Source organism: Acidobacteriota bacterium (assembly GCA_039030395.1).
Lineage (GTDB): Bacteria > Acidobacteriota > Thermoanaerobaculia > Multivoradales > JBCCEF01 > JBCCEF01.
This window is the reverse complement of sequence record JBCCEF010000003.1, coordinates 148,546-167,705: the sequence shown is the minus strand read 5'-3', so window position 1 is coordinate 167,705 and position 19,160 is coordinate 148,546. Positions and strand designations below refer to the sequence as shown.

Sequence of the window (19,160 nt, the reverse complement as noted above, 5' to 3'; positions counted from 1 at the left end):
CAACCTGGTTGACCCGAATCGTGCTCCGCAATTGCTTAAATCGAGTGCGGCGGACTCGCAGCTTCGTCTCGCTGGAGGACATCACCGAACCCAGCAAAGCTGAATCACCCAACGATGCTCTCGACATCGAGCGCCTTCTAGGAAATCTGGCTCCTCGCCAACGAGCCGTGATGCATCTAACCATCGTCGAGGGACTTAGAGACAGCGAAATTGCCCACCTTCTCGGCATTCGAAGCGCCTCGGTTCGGTCCCACCGGCGCCGTGCTCGCCAACTGCTCATTCGTCTCTTCGATGCTCCGGTACCCGCTCGGCGCATCGCCTGCGAAGAGGAGACCTCATGAAGGATCGACATCCCCTGGAACGCTTCGAAGAGGAATTGAAGGCTTGGTCGCGACAACCGCCGCAAACTCCCCCAAGGGAGGCGGCATACCGGCTGGAGGCTCGTCTTTCGGGCCGGCAACGCGTCATACGGCGGCCCGCGTATTGGCTGGTGGCAGCCGGGGTGGTGGCCGCCCTGGGGTGGACGCTCTTCCTTCCTACAACCGATGAGCCCGTGACCCGAAAACCGCCCGAGATCCTCCGCTCCGCGGAATCAGCGCAATCCAGCCTTCTGCTTCTCACCCTCGAGGACGGAACGCCCCTCTACCTGACACTGCCAGATCCGACATCACCAATCCCGGCACCACCAACCTCCGGCACACAAACGCCGGCCACAGGAGACCCATCGTGAAACAAGCTCTCATCGCGCTGCTGCTACTCGCCTTCACTCTTCCCATCTCGGCCAGCAACGAAGTCGTCATCACGGACTTTGCGCTACTAGCGGGCTTTCCGACCTCGGAGCCCGAGGGGACGGAAGGGGTACTGGTCGTGCCGGGAACGGTCATCCCTCTCGATTCGCTTGACTCGGCCCTCCGCAGCGAGGCCAATTGGCAGGACGAAAATGAGCGGAGTGTCGCCCTCCTCGCCACTGGCGAAAGCCTCGCCAAGACACTTCGACTGCAGCGAGTCGAGACTCTTGTCACCCTGAGCCGCACCTTGCAGGTCGGACAAACGGAACTGCTTCCAGGGGCGACCGCAACGGCCAGCATCTCCACGACGGTGACGCTGATGGGTGCCGACCCATCGACCTCGGCATACCGCGTCCAAATCTTCGATGGCAACGCGAACATCGCCGATACCCACGTCACCGTGCCCGGGGGCCAACAGGCGGTGGTCGGCGCCATCGACGGCCCGGAAGCCCCCTACCTTTTCCTGGTCTTGAGGCCCCAAGGGGGCAAGCAATCCGCTCCGGAGAACGAGCCTGCTCGAGTCTGGCAAGGCGATCCAGACCTCCTGCCGCCGCGAATTGTCGAGCGCGTTCCACCCCGCTACACCGCCGATGCTCGCAAGCACCGAATCACGGGAATTGTCCTGCTGCGAGCGCTGATCGACGACGAGGGCTTGGTGGAAGAGCTGGAAGTGCTCAAGGGGCTGCCCCACGGGTTGGACGAAGCCGCCAAAACCGCTATTCGCCAGTGGCGATTTTCGCCGGCAACGCGCCACGGCGAACCGGTCGCCGTCTACTACAACCTTACCGTTAATTTCACGCTGAAATCAGAGGACTCCGCCCCATGGTGATGTAGGACGTCCGCGATCGCGAAGCGCCCCCTTCAGGCGACGGGTCGTCGCTGTGCGACAGGGACTTTGTGGTGGTCCTTGCGGGCGCTGCTTGTCAGGGTGGGCAGGGCCACCATCTGCCCTCCCCACCCTGGTCGTCCTGGGCATCGCCGAGCACTCCGCCCACAAGCGAAGGAGTACGGCCTAGAGTGGAGAGGGTCCCCGGGTCACCAGAATATCCAACTCTGGTTGCGTATCGACTTCTACATACAGCGACCACTCTCGAATCTTGTTAGCCAGACCGAGCATCTTCAGAGTAGACGCGCTACGGCCGACCCGGTAGGAAGATCTTAGTTTCTCTGCCGCCTCTTCCGCACGATTGGCGCAGAGCAAGGCCACGCCCAGATTGTGTAAATACTCTGCGAACTCAATTTCATGAAAAGTATATAGCCTAATAGGATGCATCGACTCCAGTGTCTCAACTGCAAGCGGACACTGTCCTAGTCGGACCTGGCGAAGGCTATCCCCGTATCGTCCCAAGTCACTTCTCCACATCTCCACTTTTTCCCAGGTCGAACGAGCGAAGAACTTGTCCGCAAAGCCGTTCGCTAAATCATCGGCCACCATAATCTTGTTGTATGTCTCAGGCTTCAGGACCTGCACCCACTTTTCACCGGAAGAACTCCTCACCTCAGTCTCGTCACCAGCGCCCTCTTCAACTCCCCCTTCGACTTTCTCCACTGTTGAAGAGGAGATACTCGCACCTGCGGAAAACCCAGAGGTTTCTCCCGACGGAGCAACAACTACAACCCCTCCCTCGCCTCTGATCGACTTCCGGCTCTTCTTCATTACAACAGCCTGTGAGATGTCAGGCTTTACCTGGTGCCGCGGCGTATATGCACCTTCACTGGAACTCGAAGCGAGGACTTTGCGAGTCTCCAAGTCGATAATCTGAAATGTACCCATAATACTGTAGGTCGCTTCATCCGCCGTCGATCCGTGCGATTCCAATGCCGCACCACAGTAGTGAACTTCCCCAACAATAAAGAGAGAGGCCGCCATCAGCTCACCTATTTTCGCCCCCGTCTCTGTATTGAACGCACCATTCCACTTCATTGAAGTCTCGTCAATAATTTGGCGCAAGTTGTCTCTCGTCAGAACGTCAAAATCAGAGTTGTCTGTCAACCTGCGCATCAGCGCAGTCTTCACCTCTTTCGAACAAGGACCTTCGATATCAGCAATTACAATCGATTTCCCAGGCTCGATTGTCTTACCCTCCTTCGGCGTGACGACGATTGGAATCTCAACAAGTTTCGACGGAGCAACTGCCACAATACGCACTTCGTCCTTCTCAATCGGCGAAGCCGTCTGGCACCCCAAAAGAGTCATCGAAGCAAGTCCGAGGACTACCACTCCTAAGGCTATGAATCTGAAATCGTTCATGTTGATCTCCGTTCTTAGAGTCGGTTACATTCTCCACTCAGCCAGCGAGGCGCATCCGGGTCGAGAGTCGCACCCAAGCGCCCACTGCAAGCAAGCGTCACCCAAAGCAGTAGCCAGGCGTACTTGGCTCCATACTGGAAACGATGCTCTCAAGTAGATTCAGTGAAGTAGCTATGGCTCCCTCAAGGGAGAGCGGCAAAGCCCTCCGTCAAGGATCATGTAAATATTGACAATCTGCATTGGGGATTTCGAGGTCCATTGAGGTCCGCCATCCTCTTACGCCCGCATGTCGACCCGAGGAGCACGAAATACACCCACCGCCCGGGTACAATCGTTCATCGCACCGCCACCGACACGACAGGAGGACACCACATGGCTCGACGCATCCGATTGGCCCTTCTCATCGTCCTGGTTTTCGCTCTTCCCAATCCCACTCTCGCCCAGAGTGCGCCGGACAGCGAGAAGTTGCTCGCCGACCAGCGCGCGGCGATGACCGTCCTCGCCTCCATGGACGGCGTCTGGGAGGGTAGCGCCTGGCTCCTCTTGCCCGACGGCTCCAGATCGAACCTCACCCAAACGGAGCGCGTCGGCCCCTTCCTGGACGGCGCCGTCAAGATGGTGGAAGGCCGTGGGTACGGCGACAACGGTGAGGTTGTGTTCAATGCCCTCGGCATCATCTCCTTCGATCCGGCGGAAGGGGCCTACCAGATGCGCTCTTATGCCCAGGGGCGCCAAGGTGACTTCCCCCTCACCCCGACGGACGACGGTTTCACCTGGGAGATTCCCGCCGGCCCGGCGACCATCCGCTACACGGCGACGATTCATGCCGGCACCTGGCAAGAAGTGGGAGAGCGCATCGTCGAAGGGCAGGAGCCGTTTCGCTTCTTCGAGATGAAGCTCCGACGCCTGGGCGACTCGGACTGGCCCACGGCCGGGGCGGTCGAGCCCGCCGCAAGACCGAAGGAGAGGGCTTCTGAGCATCGTGCCGAAGGGCACATCTACGACCCTTCCGACGAGGTCACTCCACCTCGTCGCCTCGACCCCTGGAGCTTTCCTCAGTACACCCGGGCCGCCCGCAAGAACAGGGTCGAAGGCGCGATCATCCTCCAGGCCGTCATCGACGAGCGGGGCAACGTCGGCAACGTGAAGGTCCTACGAGGCCTGCCCCACGGCCTCAACAAGTCGGCGATCCAGGCGGTCAAGGGCTGGAGGTTCGAGCCCGCCAAGCAAGACGGCCAGCCGGTGGAAGCGCACTACAACGTGACCATCAACATGAGCCTCAGCGACCTCGACAATCTGCCTTGATGGCAGAGAGCCGGTCGTCACTCATCCCGGCGACTGGTCGCCGCTTTGCGCGACGACAAGTTTCAGAATCGGGGTAATGCCTGTGTTGCCGGTGGGTTAGCGGCGGTCCGCGTGCTACCATCGCCTTCCTATGACCGCGCGAGCGATGGGTTCCGGCACCATCTCCTTCGGCCTGGTGGCCATTCCGATCAAGCTGTACACCACCGGCGACACGTCGGACTCGATCACTTTCAATTCCGTCCACAAAGAGTGCGGAACTCGCCTGCGCTACCGCTACTTCTGCCCAACGGACGATCGGCTGGTCGAGAAGGACGAGATCACCAAGGGCTACGAGTTCGCCAAAGGGCAGTACGTTCTGTTCACCCCCGAGGAACTGAAGGCCCTCAATCCCCCGGCCACCAACGCCGTCGAGATCGTCGAATTCGTACCGATCGACCAGGTGGATCCGATCTATTTCGAAAAGTCCTACTACCTGGGACCGGACAAGGGCGGCGAAAAGCCCTACCAGCTCCTCTCCCAGGCGATGGTCGAAACCGGCCGCGTCGCCCTCGGCCGCTACGCCGCCCGCGGCAAGGACTACCTGGTGCTCCTCCGGCCCTTCGAACAGGGCCTGATCATGCAGCAGCTCCGCTATCCGGCGGAGATCAAGGCGTTTTCGGAGGTGCCCATCGGTGCCGCCGAGTTGACTGAAGCGGAACGCAAGTTGGCCTTGATGTTGATCGACCAGACGACCTCTGAGAAATTCGACCCGTCGGCCTACCGCGACGAGGTTCACGAAAAAACCCGCGCCCTGATCGACCGAAAGATCGAGGGTGAGGAAATCGTTGCCACCCCGGAGGAGGCGCCGAAGGCCCAGATCATCGACCTGATGGCCGCCCTCAAGGCCAGCCTCGGCGACGAGCAAGACGCTGCCGCCGAGGAAGCGCCCGCCAAGAAAAAAGCCACCGGCTCCTGAAACCCTCCCGGCGCACGGGAAGGTTGGCTCACCGAGCGACCGAGCGCGGGATACACTGACGCGCCAGGAGGATAGACCCATGAACTACCGCACGATCGCCCGATCAATCTTCGTTCTCGCCGTCCTCTCGATCGCCGCCTGCGCCGGCGAGGTGGTGGTGGAACCGGACCGCCAAACGGAAGACTTGCGCACCCAGGCCGACCGCTTGGCGCTGGAGATGCTGATCGTCGACACCCACATCGACGTGCCCTATCGCATGGCGAACGGGGTAGAAGACATCTCCCAGCGTACCGAGGGCGGCGACTTCGACTACCCCCGCGCCAAGCAGGGCGGCCTCGACGCACCGTTCATGTCGATCTATGTGCCGGCCTCCTACCAGGCCGAAGGCGGCGCCAAGGAGTTCGCCGACGAGCTGATCGACATGGTCGAGGGCTTCGAAGAGAGCTGGCCGGACAAGTTTGCCGTCGCCAAGACGTCGGCGGAGGTCGAAGCGATCGCCGCCGAAGGCAAGATCGCCCTGCCGATGGGCATGGAAAACGGCGCGCCGGTGGAGGACGACCTCGCCAACCTGCGCCACTTCTTCGACCGGGGGATCCGCTACATCACCCTGACCCATTCGGAGAACAACCAGATCTGCGACTCGTCCTACTCCGAGGAGCGCCAGTGGAATGGCCTGTCGCCCTTCGGCCGCGAGGTGGTCGCCGAGATGAACCGCCTCGGCATCATGATCGACGTCTCGCACGTCTCGGACGACGCCTTCTACCAGGTGATGGAGCTGTCGACGGCGCCGGTGATCGCTTCCCACTCTTCGGCCCGCCGCTACACACCGGACTTCGAGCGCAATATGGACGACGACATGATCCGCCTACTAGCCGAGAAAGGCGGTGTGATCCATATCAACTTCGGCTCGGCGTTCCTCGATGCCGAGGCGCGGGAGAAGGGCCAGGCCCTGTGGGCCGCCCTACGCACCTATGCCGAAGAGAATCAGCTCCAACGGGGCGACCCGGAACTCCAGGAGTACATGGAGCACTACCGCCAAGAGAACCCACCGGTCTTTGCGGACATCAGCGACGTGGTGGCGCATATCGACCATGTGGTGGACTTGGTGGGTATCGATCACGTCGGCCTGGGGTCGGACTTCGACGGCGTCGGCGACTCTCTGCCCACGGGCCTCAAGGACGTGTCGATGTACCCCAACTTGATCTACGAGCTGCTCAAGAAGGGCTACTCCGAAGACGATGTGAAGAAGATCCTCAGCGGCAATTTGATGCGCGTCTGGCGGCAGGTCGAAGCGGTCGCTGCGGCCGCCGGATCGGCAAATCGCGCCGCCGCCTGATCCGTCGGCGCGGTGAGCCGCGTAGGGTAGAGTCGCAGGGCAAATCACTCTCAGGAGGCGCATCATGATTCGGCGACGCGGCGTGCAGCTTGCGATGGCCCTCACCCTGGTTCTGACTTCGATGGGTCCGGCAACGGCCCCCCTGACGGCCCAACCGCCCGCCATGCGCTCCGGCACCGGCGAGCCGTGGTCCGGCGGCGCCACCCTCGGCGTGGAGGTCAAAACCCGCAAGAAACAGCTTCTCGAAGGGGCGGAAGTCGAAATCCGCTTCGCCGAGATCGAACCGATCTCCGGTCCGCCCATTCGCCTCACCGGGCAAGACGGCCGGGTGGCCTACGGCGGCCTCGCCGAAGGCCGCTGGCGGATCGACATCCGGCGGGAAGGGTACTCCTCCTACCTGCTGGTCGTGCGGGTCGTGAGGGGAGGCAAGGCGGCGATCGTGAGCGGTCCAATCCGCGACGCCACCGGCGCCCCGCTGCGGGTCGCCACCTTCAACGCCAAGGCAGCGGACATCCCGCGCGACCCGGAGTTCGCGCAGCCGACCCCGGAGCCGGCCCCGCCGGTACCGCAGCCGGCCCCCGCGCCGGCGAAGCCGGCAGTCCCTTCCCAACCGCCGGAACAAGAACCACCAGCGCCGGAGCCGCCGATGGAAGAACTCCCGGCACCGCAACCCCGGAAGCCTGATGAAACACCCCAGCCGGCCGACCGACCCGAGCCGGAACCGTCGGCGGAGGAACCGCCTCCAAGTGAGGAGGGGTTGCCGGAATCAGCACCGGCTCCCGAGCCGCCACAAGAAACCGAACCGGCGCCACCGGAGGCGAGCACACCTCAGCCGGCCACACCTCAGCCGGCCACACCTCAGCCGGCCACACCTCAGCCGGCCGCACCTCAGCCGGAGCCGATTCAGCCGGCCCAACCTCAGCCGACCGCAGCTCAGCCGGCCCCACAGGAGGAGGCCGCGCCGGAGGCACCGGAGCCGGCCGCACCTCAGCCGGCCGCACCTCAGCCGGCCGCACCAAAGCCCGAGATCTCCGAGCCAGCGCCGGAAGCGCCCGCTCCACCGCCGTCGGTCGCCGCCATGGCACCGCGCATCCGCACCTCCACGGTGTTGCGCTCGGCCGGCAACGGCACCTGCGGCGAATGCAAGGCCGGCGAAGCCGCCTTCTCGATGGAACTGCCGGCGGGACCCGGTGCGGGCACCTGCCCGGACGATCTCGCCGAGCGCATGACGAGGGTCGCGGAACATCTGGCGACGGCACCTTCGTTCGCCGGCGCGCTGGTGGGGAGCGGCAGCGAATCGTTGCGCACCGCCGCCGGCGATGGACTTGCAACGACGGTGGAGCGCGAGATCATGCCGCTGGTGACCGGCGGAAGTTGCCTGGTGGTGGCGGCGGTTTTGCCCAAGGGGGCACGCTACACCGGCTATCTCTACGAGGTGGCCGACGCCCTGGGCACCGATAGCTGCCTCGCCGGCCAGGAGTGTTCCCTCGGCGACAGCCGCTGGTCCGACCATCCGACGATCGAAAAAACGGCCAACGGCACGCTGCTGTGGGGAGTGTTCCGGAATACTTCGCCGGATCGCGAACGCCGCGCCCGGCTGACGGTCTATTTCAGTCCGTAGCGGCCGGCAACACCCGGCGAAGCCTTACGGACAGCAGCAGGGCGGCGAGGCTCAGACCGGCGATCAGGCCGATCCACATCCCCTCGGCTCCCACCTGCCAGCGAAAGGCGAGCAGGTGGCCGAGGGGAAGGGCCAGCAGCCAGTAGGCGACCAGGGTCAGAAGCATCGGCACGCGGGTATCCTTGAGGCCACGCAGGGCGCCCGAGGCACTCACCTGGAGACCGTCCGATAGCTGAAAGATCGCCCCCAGGAAAAGAAGCTGAACGGCGATGGCGATGACTCCTTCGTCCGCCGTGTAGACCCGCGCGATGGGTTCCGGCAGTGCGAGCATCAAGCTCGCCGAAACCACCTGCACCGCCATCACCGTGACAACACCCACCCAGGCGGCCCGCCGCACGGCGGCAGCGCTACCGCGTCCCACGGCGTTGCCGACCCGCACGGCAATCGCCATCGAGATTCCCACCGGTACCATGAAAGTGATAGCGACGAAGTTGAGCGCCACCTGATGGCCGGCCACGGTGACGGTGCCCATCGAACCCATCAGCAGAGCAACGGTGGCGAACAGGCTCGCCTCCAGGAAGATCGACACCCCGATCGGCAGCCCCACCCGCAACAGGTCCCAGGCGGCCCGCGGGTTTGGCAGGTCGAAGCGCTCGAAAAGCCCAAGATCGCCGTAGCGGCGATGACGCACGATGTAAACGGTGATGGCGGCCGCCTGCACCCACCACACCAGCGCCGTGGCGTAGCCGCAACCCTCGGCGCCGAGGGCCGGCAGCCCCCACTTGCCGAACATCAGGGCGAAATTCGCCGGGATGTTCACCGCCAGGCCGACGAGACCGAAGTAAAGCGTCGGCCGCGTCGCCCCCAAACCCTCACTGACGAAACGCAGGGTTAGATACACCCCCCAAGCGGGCACTCCCCAGGCCATGGCGCGCAGGTAGGCGACCACCGTGGGAATCAAGTCCTCCTGGACCCCCACCGCCTCCAACAGCGGCCGCATCTGGGTGAGGGCGAGCACCGCCACCGCCGTCAAAACGAGGGCAATCCACAGCGCCTGGCGGGCGAGGGGCGCCACCTCCTCGCGCCGCTCGGCGCCGTCGAGCTGAGCGATGGACGGCGGCACCGCCATCATCACGCCCATCACGAACAGGTTCACCGCCGACCACACGCTATTGCCGATCGCCACCGCTCCCAGGGCGACGGCGTCGACCCGGCCGGCCATCACCGTGTCGGTGAAGTTCAGGCCCATCAGGGCGAGCTGCCCCCCGACCAGCGGCGTCGCCAGCCGAAGCAAGGCCCGCAGCTCGCCGGAGGCGTTGGTGGGTGCAGGATGGCGGGTCGCGTTCATGACGGGCGGTGAGCCGATGGATAGAGGCGTCGGAGACGTCCGGCGCGACCGCGATGCTACGTTACAATTCGCCTCATGGAAACCGCCCACGAGCCCACGATCTTCGACAAAATCCTCTCCCGCGAGATCCCCTCCCACGGCGTCTACGAGGACGATCAAGTCTACGCCTTTCTGGACATTGGCCCCCTCTCCGATGGCCACACGCTGGTCATCCCCAAGGAGCGCAAAGCGCATCTGCACGAGCTGTCGGACGAAGCCGCGGCGGCGATCGGAAGGGTGCTTCCCCGCCTCTGCCGAGCGGTGATGGCGGCCACCGGCGCCACCGCCTACAACGTTTTGCAGAACAACGGCGCCGAGGCCCACCAGGCGGTTTTCCATGTCCACTTCCACATCATTCCGAAGATCGGAAGGCGCGGCCTCGGCGTGGGTTGGCAGGCCGGCGAGCTGGATCCGGCCCGCGCCCGCGAGCTGGTGGGGAAGATCCGTTCTGCCCTGGAGTCGGCGTGATCCCCCTTCGCCTGCGATGGGTCGCGGCCCTGCCGCTCATGCTGCTCGCGGCCTGCGGACCGAATACCCCGGTACCGCCGACCTCGGCCTTTGTGCAGGCGATGAACGAAGGCAAGGCATACCTCGAGAACAAGGATTCGACGAAGGCTTTGGAAGCCTTCGGCCGCGCCGTGGCAGAAGCACCGCGCTCGGCTCCGGCGCTGCGCAACCGGGCGCGGGCGGAACTTCTCGCGCGGCAGCACGACGTCGCCCTCGTCACCCTCCAGGAAGCCGAGAAACTCGATCCGGACTCCGCCGCTACGGCCTATCTCACGGGCATCACCCTGGTACGCGAAACGCGTTTCGAGGAAGCCCTGCCGCGGCTCGAAGAAGCGGTGCGCATCGACCCGGAGCAGGCGCCCCTCCGCTTCCAGCTCGCCAACGTCTACCAGGCCTTGGAGCGCCACGACGAAGCGGTGGGGCAGCTTCGCGAGGCGGTGCGCATCGACCCGCTCCATGCCAGCGCCCACTTCAAGCTCGCCACCTACGCCCGCCAGAACGGCGACCGGGAAGAGGCGATGGCGCGGCAGCGGGAGTTTCTGCGCCTGCGCGAGCTGCAGGGCGAAGAGGCGCGCTCGGCGGAAGCGCTGGAGATCTCCAGCTACACCCGGCCGGAGGCCGCACCAGCGCAAGAGTCCGCATCGACGGAGGCGCCGGTCCTCGCCTTCACCGACCGCACCGGCGAGTGGTTTCCGGACCTCGGAGACAGGGCTTCCGAGATTCGCTCCGCCGCCATCGTCGAAGTCAACGCTGAAGGGCGAGCCTCTCTCCTGACGGTGGACGACGACGGTGGGCTCGATCTCTGGCAACCGGAGGGCGCGGCATATCGCCGGGCGGAACTCCCCTCCGCAATTCCCGCCTTCGAGTTGGTGGTCGGCAACTTCCACGATGCGGTGCCCGAGGACGAGCCCTACGACCCGAAGGTTCATGCGCACAACGATGTACTGCTCCTGACGGCGGCCGGTCCTCGCCTGCTCCTCGCCACCGGAGCCAACGCTTTCGAAGATGTCACCGGGGACTCCGGCCTCGCCGGACTGGAAGTGGAGAGCGCCGCCTGGGTCGACTTCGACCACGACGGCGACCTCGACCTGCTCCTCGCCGCCGGCGAGCGAGGACAGCGCCTCTTCCAGAACGGCGGCGACCTCACCTTCACGGACATGACCGACGCCGTCGGCCTGCCGAAGACGGAACCGCAGGCGGCCGTAGCGGCGGTGGACCTGAACGGTGACGTGGCGGTGGATCTGATCGTCGCGCACCCTTCAGAGGGCACGGCGGTGTACGACAACCAGCGCGCCGGCTCCTTTGCCGAACGCCCGGACCCGCCGGGATTCTGGCCCCCGGCACGGCGGATCCTGATCGACGACTTCGACAACGACACTCGTCCGGACGCCCTGCTGCTCAGCGTCGATTCCGCCACCCTCGTCGAGGCCACCGAGCGCGCCAACTTGGGCCTCGGCACCACCCAAGCGGCCGCCGCCATCGACGCCGACAACGACGGCTGGCTCGACCTGGCGACGGTGACCGAAGACGGCTCTCTCCGCCTGTGGCGCAACGGCGGCGAGGCCGGCTGGTCCCCCTGGCCGGGCGGCGAAGCGCTGGCCGTTGGCCTCACCCACCCCAGCGACCTCATCGCCGCCGACCTCGATGGCGACGGCGACTCGGACCTCCTCGCCAGCGGCATGAACGGCCTGCGCGCCCTGTCCAACGAGAGCGCAGATCTCGGCCGACAGATCAAGCTGCGCTTGATCGGCACCAAGACCAACCCCGGCGGCATCGGCACCCACATCGAAGTGCGCGCCGGTGACCTGCGAGTCGTGCGAGAGGTGTCCGGTCCGGTGGTGGAATTGGGCGTCGGCGACGCCGAGCGCCTGGACAGCGTGCAGACCCTGTGGACCAACGGCGTGGTGGACAACCAAGTGGACGTGGCGGTGGCCGACTCGCCCTTCATCATCGACGAGAAGAACGTCGCCACCGGCTCGTGTCCGTTCCTCTACGCCTGGGACGAGTCGGAAGAAGGAGCCGGCTACCGTTTCATCACGGACCTCCTCGGCAATAGCCCCCTTGGCCTGTCCTACGAGCGCGGCAAGGTGCTGCCGGCGGATCCGGACGAGTACGTCTGGATCGGCAGCCTCACCCCCAGGGCAGGTGCCTATGAGCTGGCCGCCACCAGCGAGTTCCGGGAGCTGTTCTACTTCGACTATGCCCGGCTAGAGGCGATCGACCACCCGCCGGGAGTCGAGGTCCACCCCACCGACAAACTCATGCCGCCGCCGTTCCCGAAGTCCGAGGTGTGGGCCCTCTCTGGCCGGCGTCCGCTGCGACAGGCGACCGCCGCGGACGGCACGGACCGCACCGCCGTTCTCGCCGAGTTGGATGGTGACTTCATGGATCCCGGCGTGCTCCGGCCGCCGCCCTACCGCGGCCTGGTCTTCGAGCAGTCGACGGTCCTGGACTTCGGCGAGATCGAGACCGACCGACGGTGGGTGCTCGCCCTCACCGGTTGGCTGCAGTACGGCGACGCCAGCACCAATATCGCCATCTCCCAGAACTCCGAGGTCCACGCCGTCGCACCGCACCTCGAAGCGGAGGTGAACGGCCGCTGGCAGCCGGTCGACGTGGTGGTGGGCGTGCCCGCCGGCAAGACCAAGACCCTGCTGGTGGACCTTGCCGGCCAGCTGCCCGCCGGCAGCGAGCGCCTGCGCCTGTCCACCACCCTGGAGATCCGCTGGGACCGCGCCGCCCTCTTCGAGCGCTTCGATGGCGCGGTGACGAGCCACGGCGCGGAGCCGGAGACGGCCCATCTCTACGGCCGCGGTTTCTCGGACCTGCGCTCCCGAGCCGCAAACCACCCGACCACCCCCGACTGGCGGCAGGTCGCCGAAAAACCGCCCTGGCGCGGCACACCCCAGGGCTGGGTGACCCGCTACGGCGAAGTGGTGGAGCTCCTCACCGAGCGCGACGGGCAGATGGCGATCTTGAACGCCGGCGACGCCGTCACCCTCCGCTTCGACACGGCCGCCTTCCCGTCGCCGGCGGAGGGGCAGGAGCGAACCTTCTTCTTCTATTCGGTGGGGTGGGACAAGGACTCCGACCACAACGTCTTGGACGGCGACCGGGTCGAGCCGCTGCCCGCCGAGGCGAACCTCGACGGGCCGTGGCGGCTCGAGTACAACACTCGCTGGGTGGCAGCGGATCACTTCACGGATGGGAGGTCCGACTAACCCCAGTCGTCCGAATCGTCGGTATCGCCACCGCCACCACCCCCTCCGCCGCCACCACTACAAGGACAAGTCACCGTCTGAGTAGTGAAGTAGGGAGTCTGATTACGGTTTCCGTCAGGATCCTCGTCCCATTCGTCCGGAAATCCTGGGCAGCTCACCTTGCTGCCTACGATCACCTGGCAAGCCGACGTTTCGTAGTAGGTGTACAAAGTGCCGGTGCAGCTCGAAGCGCTACTGTCGACGGCCACCGGACCGCTCACGAAAAGGGCCAATGCAAACAGGGTGATCCACGCGAGCGGATGAGTCTTCTTGGTCATGCTCTTTCTCCAAAGGAAGATGAGAAGGCTTAATGCAGATATTTAAATCATAGCATGTCATGAGTGAATTGACTCGGCGAATCCTCAGAGCTCCCGAACCGAGGAACCTCCCAGGTCCCGCGAACTCCCTCTACAACGGTCCTTCGCCCTAGCAGGGTGCTGAGAGACTCATCAGCACCCTGCTCCGAGCCTGGAAGGCGAGGCGGCGCCGAAGGTGCCGAGGAAGGGGTGAGCCTGAAAACACTGGTGTTTTCAGGTGAGGGGCGGACCGCGTGCGGGCGCCCCAGACCCCTGGAAAAGAAGGCTAGCGGGGCAGCTGAAATCATAGGCCGAAGGCCTTCTTCAGCAACCTGCTAGAGCTGTCCTTCAAAGGTGTCGCAGCTCGACGGATCGCCGGTCCGCAGGCCTTGGCGTAGCCACTGGACGCGCTGCTCCGAGGAGCCGTGGGTCCAGGACTCCGGGCGGACATAGCCGCCGGCGCGGCGCTGCATCTGGTCGTCACCGATGGCGGCGGCGGCGGTGAGGCCTTCTTCGATGTCGCCGGCCTCGAGCAGGTCGCGGGCGTAATTGCCCCACACCCCGGCCAAACAGTCCGCCTGCAGCTCCAGGCGCACGGACAGGGCGTTGGCGTCGGCCTTCGGCACCCGCTGCTGCATCTGGCGCACCCGGGAGGAGATACCGAGCTGGTTCTGCACGTGATGGCCCACCTCGTGGGCGATCACATAGGCCTGGGCGAAGTCGCCGGGGGCGCCGAATCGCCGGGCGAGTTGATCGAAAAAGGAGAGATCGAGGTAGATCTTGCTGTCCGCCGGGCAGTAGAAGGGACCGACCGCCGACGAGGCGAAGCCGCAGGCGGAGGCAACAGAGCCGGAGAACAACACCATGCGGGGCAGCTCGTAGCGCCGGCCCATACGATCGAACACCCGTACCCAGGTGTCTTCGGTGCTCGCCAGCACGGTCGAAGCGAACTGGCCGAGTTCGTCCTGCGGAGGCCCTCCGGCGGGACCCGTTTCCACCGTTCGGGCCTGCGGAATGACCTGACCGCTACCCCCCGTCGCGTCGAGCAGCTCCAGGGGATTCGTGCCGGTGAGGTAGGCCAGCAGCAGCAGGATCACCAACCCGCCGCAACCGATGCCGGCACCGCCGCGGCCGAGGCTGACTCCGCGACCGCCCCGCATACCGCGACGATCTTCCACATTCCTGCTCTGTCTCTGCCCTCTCCAGCGCATGCTGTTTCTCCTCTTGGTGGATCTTGATGGGGGTCGATTATTCCACGACGCCCGACACCCGACGCCTGCTACTTTCCGCCGGCCCGGAGCCAGGCGTTGAAGGCGTCGTCCCATTCCTGCCAACTCCAGCCGAGAGCGGCGCGCAGATCTTCCGGTTGCCAGGAACGCCCACGGGCCATCTCGCCGAGGTAGGCCCTGAAGCGCGGCGCGGCCATTCCATCGATGAGCAGGAAGCGCACCAGCAGAGCGCTCTGCTCGTAGTCGAAGGAGACCGCATCGGCATCGAACTCCGCGGGGGTGAGATGGACGAGCCGCCGCACGGAACCGGCACGCCCGTCGGCCACCGCCGAAACCAGCCGCGAGGCCTCATCTTCGGCGCCGAGGAAGCCCTGCAAGGGATCGAGGCCGCCCAGGCCGGCGGAGTCTCCCAGGGCGTCGGCGAGGCCTTCGGACAGCCAACGCGGCAGCTCACGGCCCAGCGCCCGGCCGTGAATGCGATGGGTGATCTCGTGAACCAGCGTCTCCAGGGCGGTGTCGAGGTCCTCCGGATCGGCGAACATCGCGACCAGGCCGGGTCGCGAATAGGCCCCGTAGCCGAGGCGCGGCCCTCCCTCGCTGCGACTGAATTCGCGAAAGTCCCCGCGCCGCCGGAAGAGCAGCAGCGTCGCCGCCGGCTCGCCGAGGGGGCGCAGGCCGATGCGTCGCTCGTAGGCGGCATCGAGTTCGCGCGCCAATGCCTCGCACGCCGTCAGCAGGCGATCCGCGCCACCGCCGGACGGCAGATCCGTCAGCAACGGGTAGGCGCCACAACGTCCGTCGCGAGCTCCTTGTCCCATGATGCGGCGCGCCGCGGCCAGCGCCTCCGGCGACACCGGCTCCGCCGCGCGGGGCCTGCGGGGCGGAGCGCTGGTTTCAAAGCGCTTCCAGGAGGGATCGCCCAGCAGCCAGCCTGCACGACCCTCGAAACGCACCCGCAGCCAGGGCTCCTCCATGTCCAGAACCTCCAGCGATCCGCCCTCCCGCGGCAGGACGGCGACCACCGTCGCCGCTCCTTCCGGCGCCGAACGCAATACGACTCCCCCCGGTACGGTCACGAAGAGGCGCACTCCCGGATCGGGAAAACGAGAAGAGGAAGGGCTGGGGGGCGCAGGCTCCGGTTTGCCGTCGCCTCCACCCCACCGGCAACCGTGAACCGGTGAGAGGACCGCCAAAAGGACCGTGAACACCAGCCATCGGGGGAGAGCACGGGCCGAAGAACGGAAGCGAAGACGGGCAGCCATGAACCGATCCTACCCGCCTGCGTATCAAAGAGCGGCGCCGGTCACGAGATATGCTCGCGGCCACCGAATCCAAGGAGACCTCACCATGCAGCGCACTCGGACCTTCGCCCTCGCGGCGGTCACCCTCGCGGCTTTCGGCCTCGCCGGCCCAGCCCTTCTCGCCCACGGAGGGCACGAACCGGTGGATTTGGAGACGGTGTCCAGCATCCGCGACGAGGGCCTCAAGCGCTCGCAGGTGATGGATATTGCCGCCCACCTGACGGACGTCATCGGGCCGCGGCTGACCGGTACGCCGGCCCTGGAGGAAGCCAACGAGTGGACCCGCCAATGGCTGGAGGACGCGGGCCTCGAACGGGCGGAGATCGTGGGCTTCCCGTGGTTCGGCGAAGGCTGGGAATTCGAGCGTTCGGAGGTGCGCATCGTCAGCCCCTTCGTGGTGCCCGTGTCCGCGATTCCCGAGGCCTGGACGCCGGGCACCGACGGCACGGTGCGGGGCAAGGCGATGCGCCTGAAAGTCGAATCGGCGAAGGATCTGGAAGACCACGAAGGAAAACTCGCAGGCGTCATCCTGTTCCTCGACGAGGCGCGAGCGCCGGAGGAGCCGGAGGGCGGTCCCTTCCGCCGCTACACGGGAGAGCAGCTCGATGAGTTGGCCTGCTATGACCTGGAGGGCCGTCGCCGCGGCGGCAACTGGCGGGAGCGGGCTCGCAAACGCTGGGAGGCCGGCGAGGAGCTGAGAAAGCGGCTCCTCGACGAGGGCGTGGTGGCGACGGTCGAGCTGTCCAGCCGCAACCACGGCATCGTGCGGGTGATGGGCGGCGGCTCCCGCGGCGCCTCGGACCGCAACCGGGGCATACCCTCGCTGGTCATGGCGGCGGAGCACTACCACCGCATTCTGCGCCTGATGGAGGAAGGCACCGAACTGGAGCTGGAGATCGACATCGAGGCGAAGTTCCTCGAAGGGGTCGACGAATCCTTCAACACCTACGCGGAGATTCCCGGCAGCGACCTCGCCGACCAGGTGGTGCTCGCCGGCGCCCACCTCGACTCCTGGCACGCCGGCACCGGCGCGACGGACAACGCCGCCGGCGTGGCGGTGGTGATGGAGGCGGTGCGCATTCTGAGAGCCCTCGACGTCAAGCCCCGCCGCACCGTGCGGGTGGCCCTGTGGACCGGCGAAGAGCAGGGCCTCTTCGGCTCCCGCGCCTACGTCAAGAAAAGACTGGCGACCCGCCCGGAGCCCACCGATGAAGAGCAGCTCGCTCTGCCCAGCTTCCTGCGCGACACCACCTGGCCGATCCAGCCGAAGGCGGACCACGCCAAATTCTCGGCCTACTTCAACCTGGACAACGGCGCCGGCAAGATCCGCGGCATCTACGCCCAGGACAACGCGGCGGTCAAGCCGATCTTCGAAGCCTGGCTCGAACCCTTCGCCGACCTGGGCGCCACCACCGTCACCGGCCGTTCGACCGGCGGCACCGATCACCTGGCCTTCGACGCGGTAGGCTTACCGGGCTTCCAGTTCATCCAGGACGGGCTCGACTACTGGAGCCGCACCCACCATACCGAGCTGGATACCTTCGATCATCTGCACGAAGCGGACTTGAAGCAGGCATCGGTGGTGCTGGCGTCGTTCCTCTACCACGCCGCCATGCGCGAAGAGCTACTGCCGCGGAAAGCCATGCCCCAGAAGCCGCCGGAGAAGAAGAAGCGCAGTGGGGGAAGGGATGGGGCGCTCAGACCTTGACGGGTAAGGGAAAACGGTATATACAGAATGTGCCCTGCACTCCGCGAACTCTCAGGTTCCTACCTGGGACCATGCTCTCGGGCTTAGCGGTTGCGGGGCTTATTTCTTCCGATCTTCCTTCCTCCCCTTTCGGGTCCGAGAGTAGTCCAGGTCGAATTCTTGCGGCGTAAAGAGCCAGTGGCGGTAGGCGTGGTTCCAACGGTTGGCTCGATCTCCCTCGTGTCGAGTAGTGATTCCCGGATTGAAGTTTGGGTGGGAAACTTCCTTGATTCTCTTCAAGATGTGCTTGTAGAGCCTCTCTTTGGCTCGCGTCTTCGCGCCCCGAATCTTTCCTCCCTCAGGCTTAGCCTGATGCAGGCGGTTCAACCGGAACTGGATCGAACCCAAGACAACATCAAGTCCTTGCAGGATGACGTGTTCGTGAGATCTCACCTCAGCGATCTGATCCGCCGGCAAATCGAGTTTGGCGCGACGAAAGTAGCGATTTGCCTGCAAGCTAGCGATGAATCCCTTGAATCGGGCTCGCTGTTCCTTAGTCCCAGGCAGTCGATCCAGGTAAAAACGAATCCTGCGCCTAGAACTTGTGGGCCAGTGGTACTGAAGACCGAAGGCGTGCTTCAAGAACTGGTAGTAGAGAAGGAAATAGCCGTTCTTTCGCTGCTCCGCCGACAAACCAATCGGGGCATGGAAGTTTTGCCGAAACATCAAGCGCACCTTGAGCCTGTCCGCAGCCACAAGGCGAAATAGTTCATCGACGAAGGCCACGTATTTCGCCTCATAGGCGACGGACACCTTAGACCATTTGACCTCGCCCGTAAGATTTAGTCTTGCCTTGCAATCTAGAAGGGTGCTCTGAACCTCTGCCAGATGCTCGGACCGCACCAACACTCCGCCGTAGAAGTTCGAGAAGTACTGGCCTCGCTCGACTGATTCGTCGGCATAAATGATGTATTCAGAAGCCATGAATGAGAGCTTGGACGCCAGCGAAGATAGTGCGAACTGTGGCGTAGTAGACAGAGACCCAACGATTCAGCTTGAAACTAACAAACCGCAACAGCTCGTTCAGAGCTCTTCGAAAGTCGGCTGGCAACCTCTTGGGCTATCGCTCGCTCATCCCAGTCGGGATGCTCGGCGCTAAGATAACGGGGCAAAAGTCGCTCGGCCGACTCCCTTAGACCCCAAGCCATTCGCAGACGCTCCGGGCCGGTCTTGGCCC

Annotated in this window: 14 protein-coding genes; 8 read left to right on the top strand and 6 right to left on the bottom strand. The window is 64.9% G+C overall.

Annotated elements, in window-relative coordinates:
• Window positions 1-726 precede the first annotated feature (726 nt).
• Window positions 727-1,617: an energy transducer TonB gene (locus AAF481_05015; GenBank protein MEM7480511.1), complete on the top strand. Its 891-nt coding sequence runs from the start codon at window positions 727-729 to the stop codon at window positions 1,615-1,617.
• A 183-nt stretch (window positions 1,618-1,800) separates the two neighbouring features.
• On the opposite strand, the gene AAF481_05010 is transcribed toward AAF481_05015, so the two are convergent.
• Complete coding sequence (locus tag AAF481_05010) at window positions 1,801-3,039, bottom strand: CsgG/HfaB family protein (protein MEM7480510.1); 1,239 nt, start codon at window positions 3,037-3,039, stop codon at window positions 1,801-1,803.
• Window positions 3,040-3,411: 372 nt separating this feature from the next.
• Here AAF481_05010 and AAF481_05005 point away from each other — a divergent pair, with 372 nt between their 5' ends.
• From AAF481_05005 to AAF481_04990, 4 genes are all read left to right on the top strand, one after another.
• Window positions 3,412-4,344 (top strand): energy transducer TonB, encoded by a 933-nt coding sequence (locus AAF481_05005; protein MEM7480509.1) that lies wholly within the window; start codon window positions 3,412-3,414, stop codon window positions 4,342-4,344.
• 130 nt (window positions 4,345-4,474) lie between these two features.
• Window positions 4,475-5,299, top strand: a complete 825-nt coding sequence (locus AAF481_05000) for a Ku protein (GenBank protein ID MEM7480508.1) — start codon at window positions 4,475-4,477, stop codon at window positions 5,297-5,299.
• Between the two features lie 79 nt (window positions 5,300-5,378).
• Window positions 5,379-6,635 (top strand): dipeptidase, encoded by a 1,257-nt coding sequence (locus AAF481_04995; GenBank protein MEM7480507.1) that lies wholly within the window; start codon window positions 5,379-5,381, stop codon window positions 6,633-6,635.
• Window positions 6,636-6,699: 64 nt separating this feature from the next.
• The gene (locus AAF481_04990) at window positions 6,700-8,256 is read left to right on the top strand and encodes a hypothetical protein (GenBank protein ID MEM7480506.1); all 1,557 of its coding nucleotides are present in this window, start codon (window positions 6,700-6,702) and stop codon (window positions 8,254-8,256) included.
• Here the strand turns inward: AAF481_04990 and AAF481_04985 are convergent.
• Window positions 8,246-9,604, bottom strand: coding sequence for an MATE family efflux transporter (locus tag AAF481_04985; protein MEM7480505.1), 1,359 nt, complete (start codon window positions 9,602-9,604; stop codon window positions 8,246-8,248). The genes AAF481_04990 and AAF481_04985 overlap by 11 nt on opposite strands.
• Window positions 9,605-9,679: 75 nt before the next feature.
• Between AAF481_04985 and AAF481_04980 the strand changes: the two genes are divergently transcribed.
• Entirely contained in the window at window positions 9,680-10,111 is a 432-nt protein-coding gene (locus AAF481_04980) for an HIT family protein (protein MEM7480504.1), read from the top strand.
• Window positions 10,108-13,371, top strand: coding sequence for an FG-GAP-like repeat-containing protein (locus AAF481_04975; GenBank protein ID MEM7480503.1), 3,264 nt, complete (start codon window positions 10,108-10,110; stop codon window positions 13,369-13,371). The genes AAF481_04980 and AAF481_04975 overlap by 4 nt, the downstream gene beginning before the upstream one ends.
• Here the strand turns inward: AAF481_04975 and AAF481_04970 are convergent.
• The 3 genes from AAF481_04970 to AAF481_04960 form a co-directional block, all read right to left on the bottom strand.
• Window positions 13,368-13,688, bottom strand: a complete 321-nt coding sequence (locus AAF481_04970; protein MEM7480502.1) for a hypothetical protein — start codon at window positions 13,686-13,688, stop codon at window positions 13,368-13,370. The two genes, AAF481_04975 and AAF481_04970, sit on opposite strands and share 4 nt — an antisense overlap.
• A 353-nt stretch (window positions 13,689-14,041) precedes the next feature.
• Window positions 14,042-14,917 (bottom strand): neutral zinc metallopeptidase, encoded by an 876-nt coding sequence (locus AAF481_04965; GenBank protein MEM7480501.1) that lies wholly within the window; start codon window positions 14,915-14,917, stop codon window positions 14,042-14,044.
• Between the two features lie 68 nt (window positions 14,918-14,985).
• Window positions 14,986-16,197 (bottom strand): hypothetical protein, encoded by a 1,212-nt coding sequence (locus tag AAF481_04960; protein ID MEM7480500.1) that lies wholly within the window; start codon window positions 16,195-16,197, stop codon window positions 14,986-14,988.
• Window positions 16,198-16,282: 85 nt separating this feature from the next.
• Here AAF481_04960 and AAF481_04955 point away from each other — a divergent pair, with 85 nt between their 5' ends.
• Complete coding sequence (locus tag AAF481_04955) at window positions 16,283-17,944, top strand: M20/M25/M40 family metallo-hydrolase (GenBank protein MEM7480499.1); 1,662 nt, start codon at window positions 16,283-16,285, stop codon at window positions 17,942-17,944.
• Between the two features lie 99 nt (window positions 17,945-18,043).
• Here AAF481_04955 and AAF481_04950 read toward each other — a convergent pair whose 3' ends face one another.
• Window positions 18,044-18,907, bottom strand: a complete 864-nt coding sequence (locus AAF481_04950) for a DUF3800 domain-containing protein (protein ID MEM7480498.1) — start codon at window positions 18,905-18,907, stop codon at window positions 18,044-18,046.
• Between the last annotated feature and the right edge of the window lie 253 nt (window positions 18,908-19,160).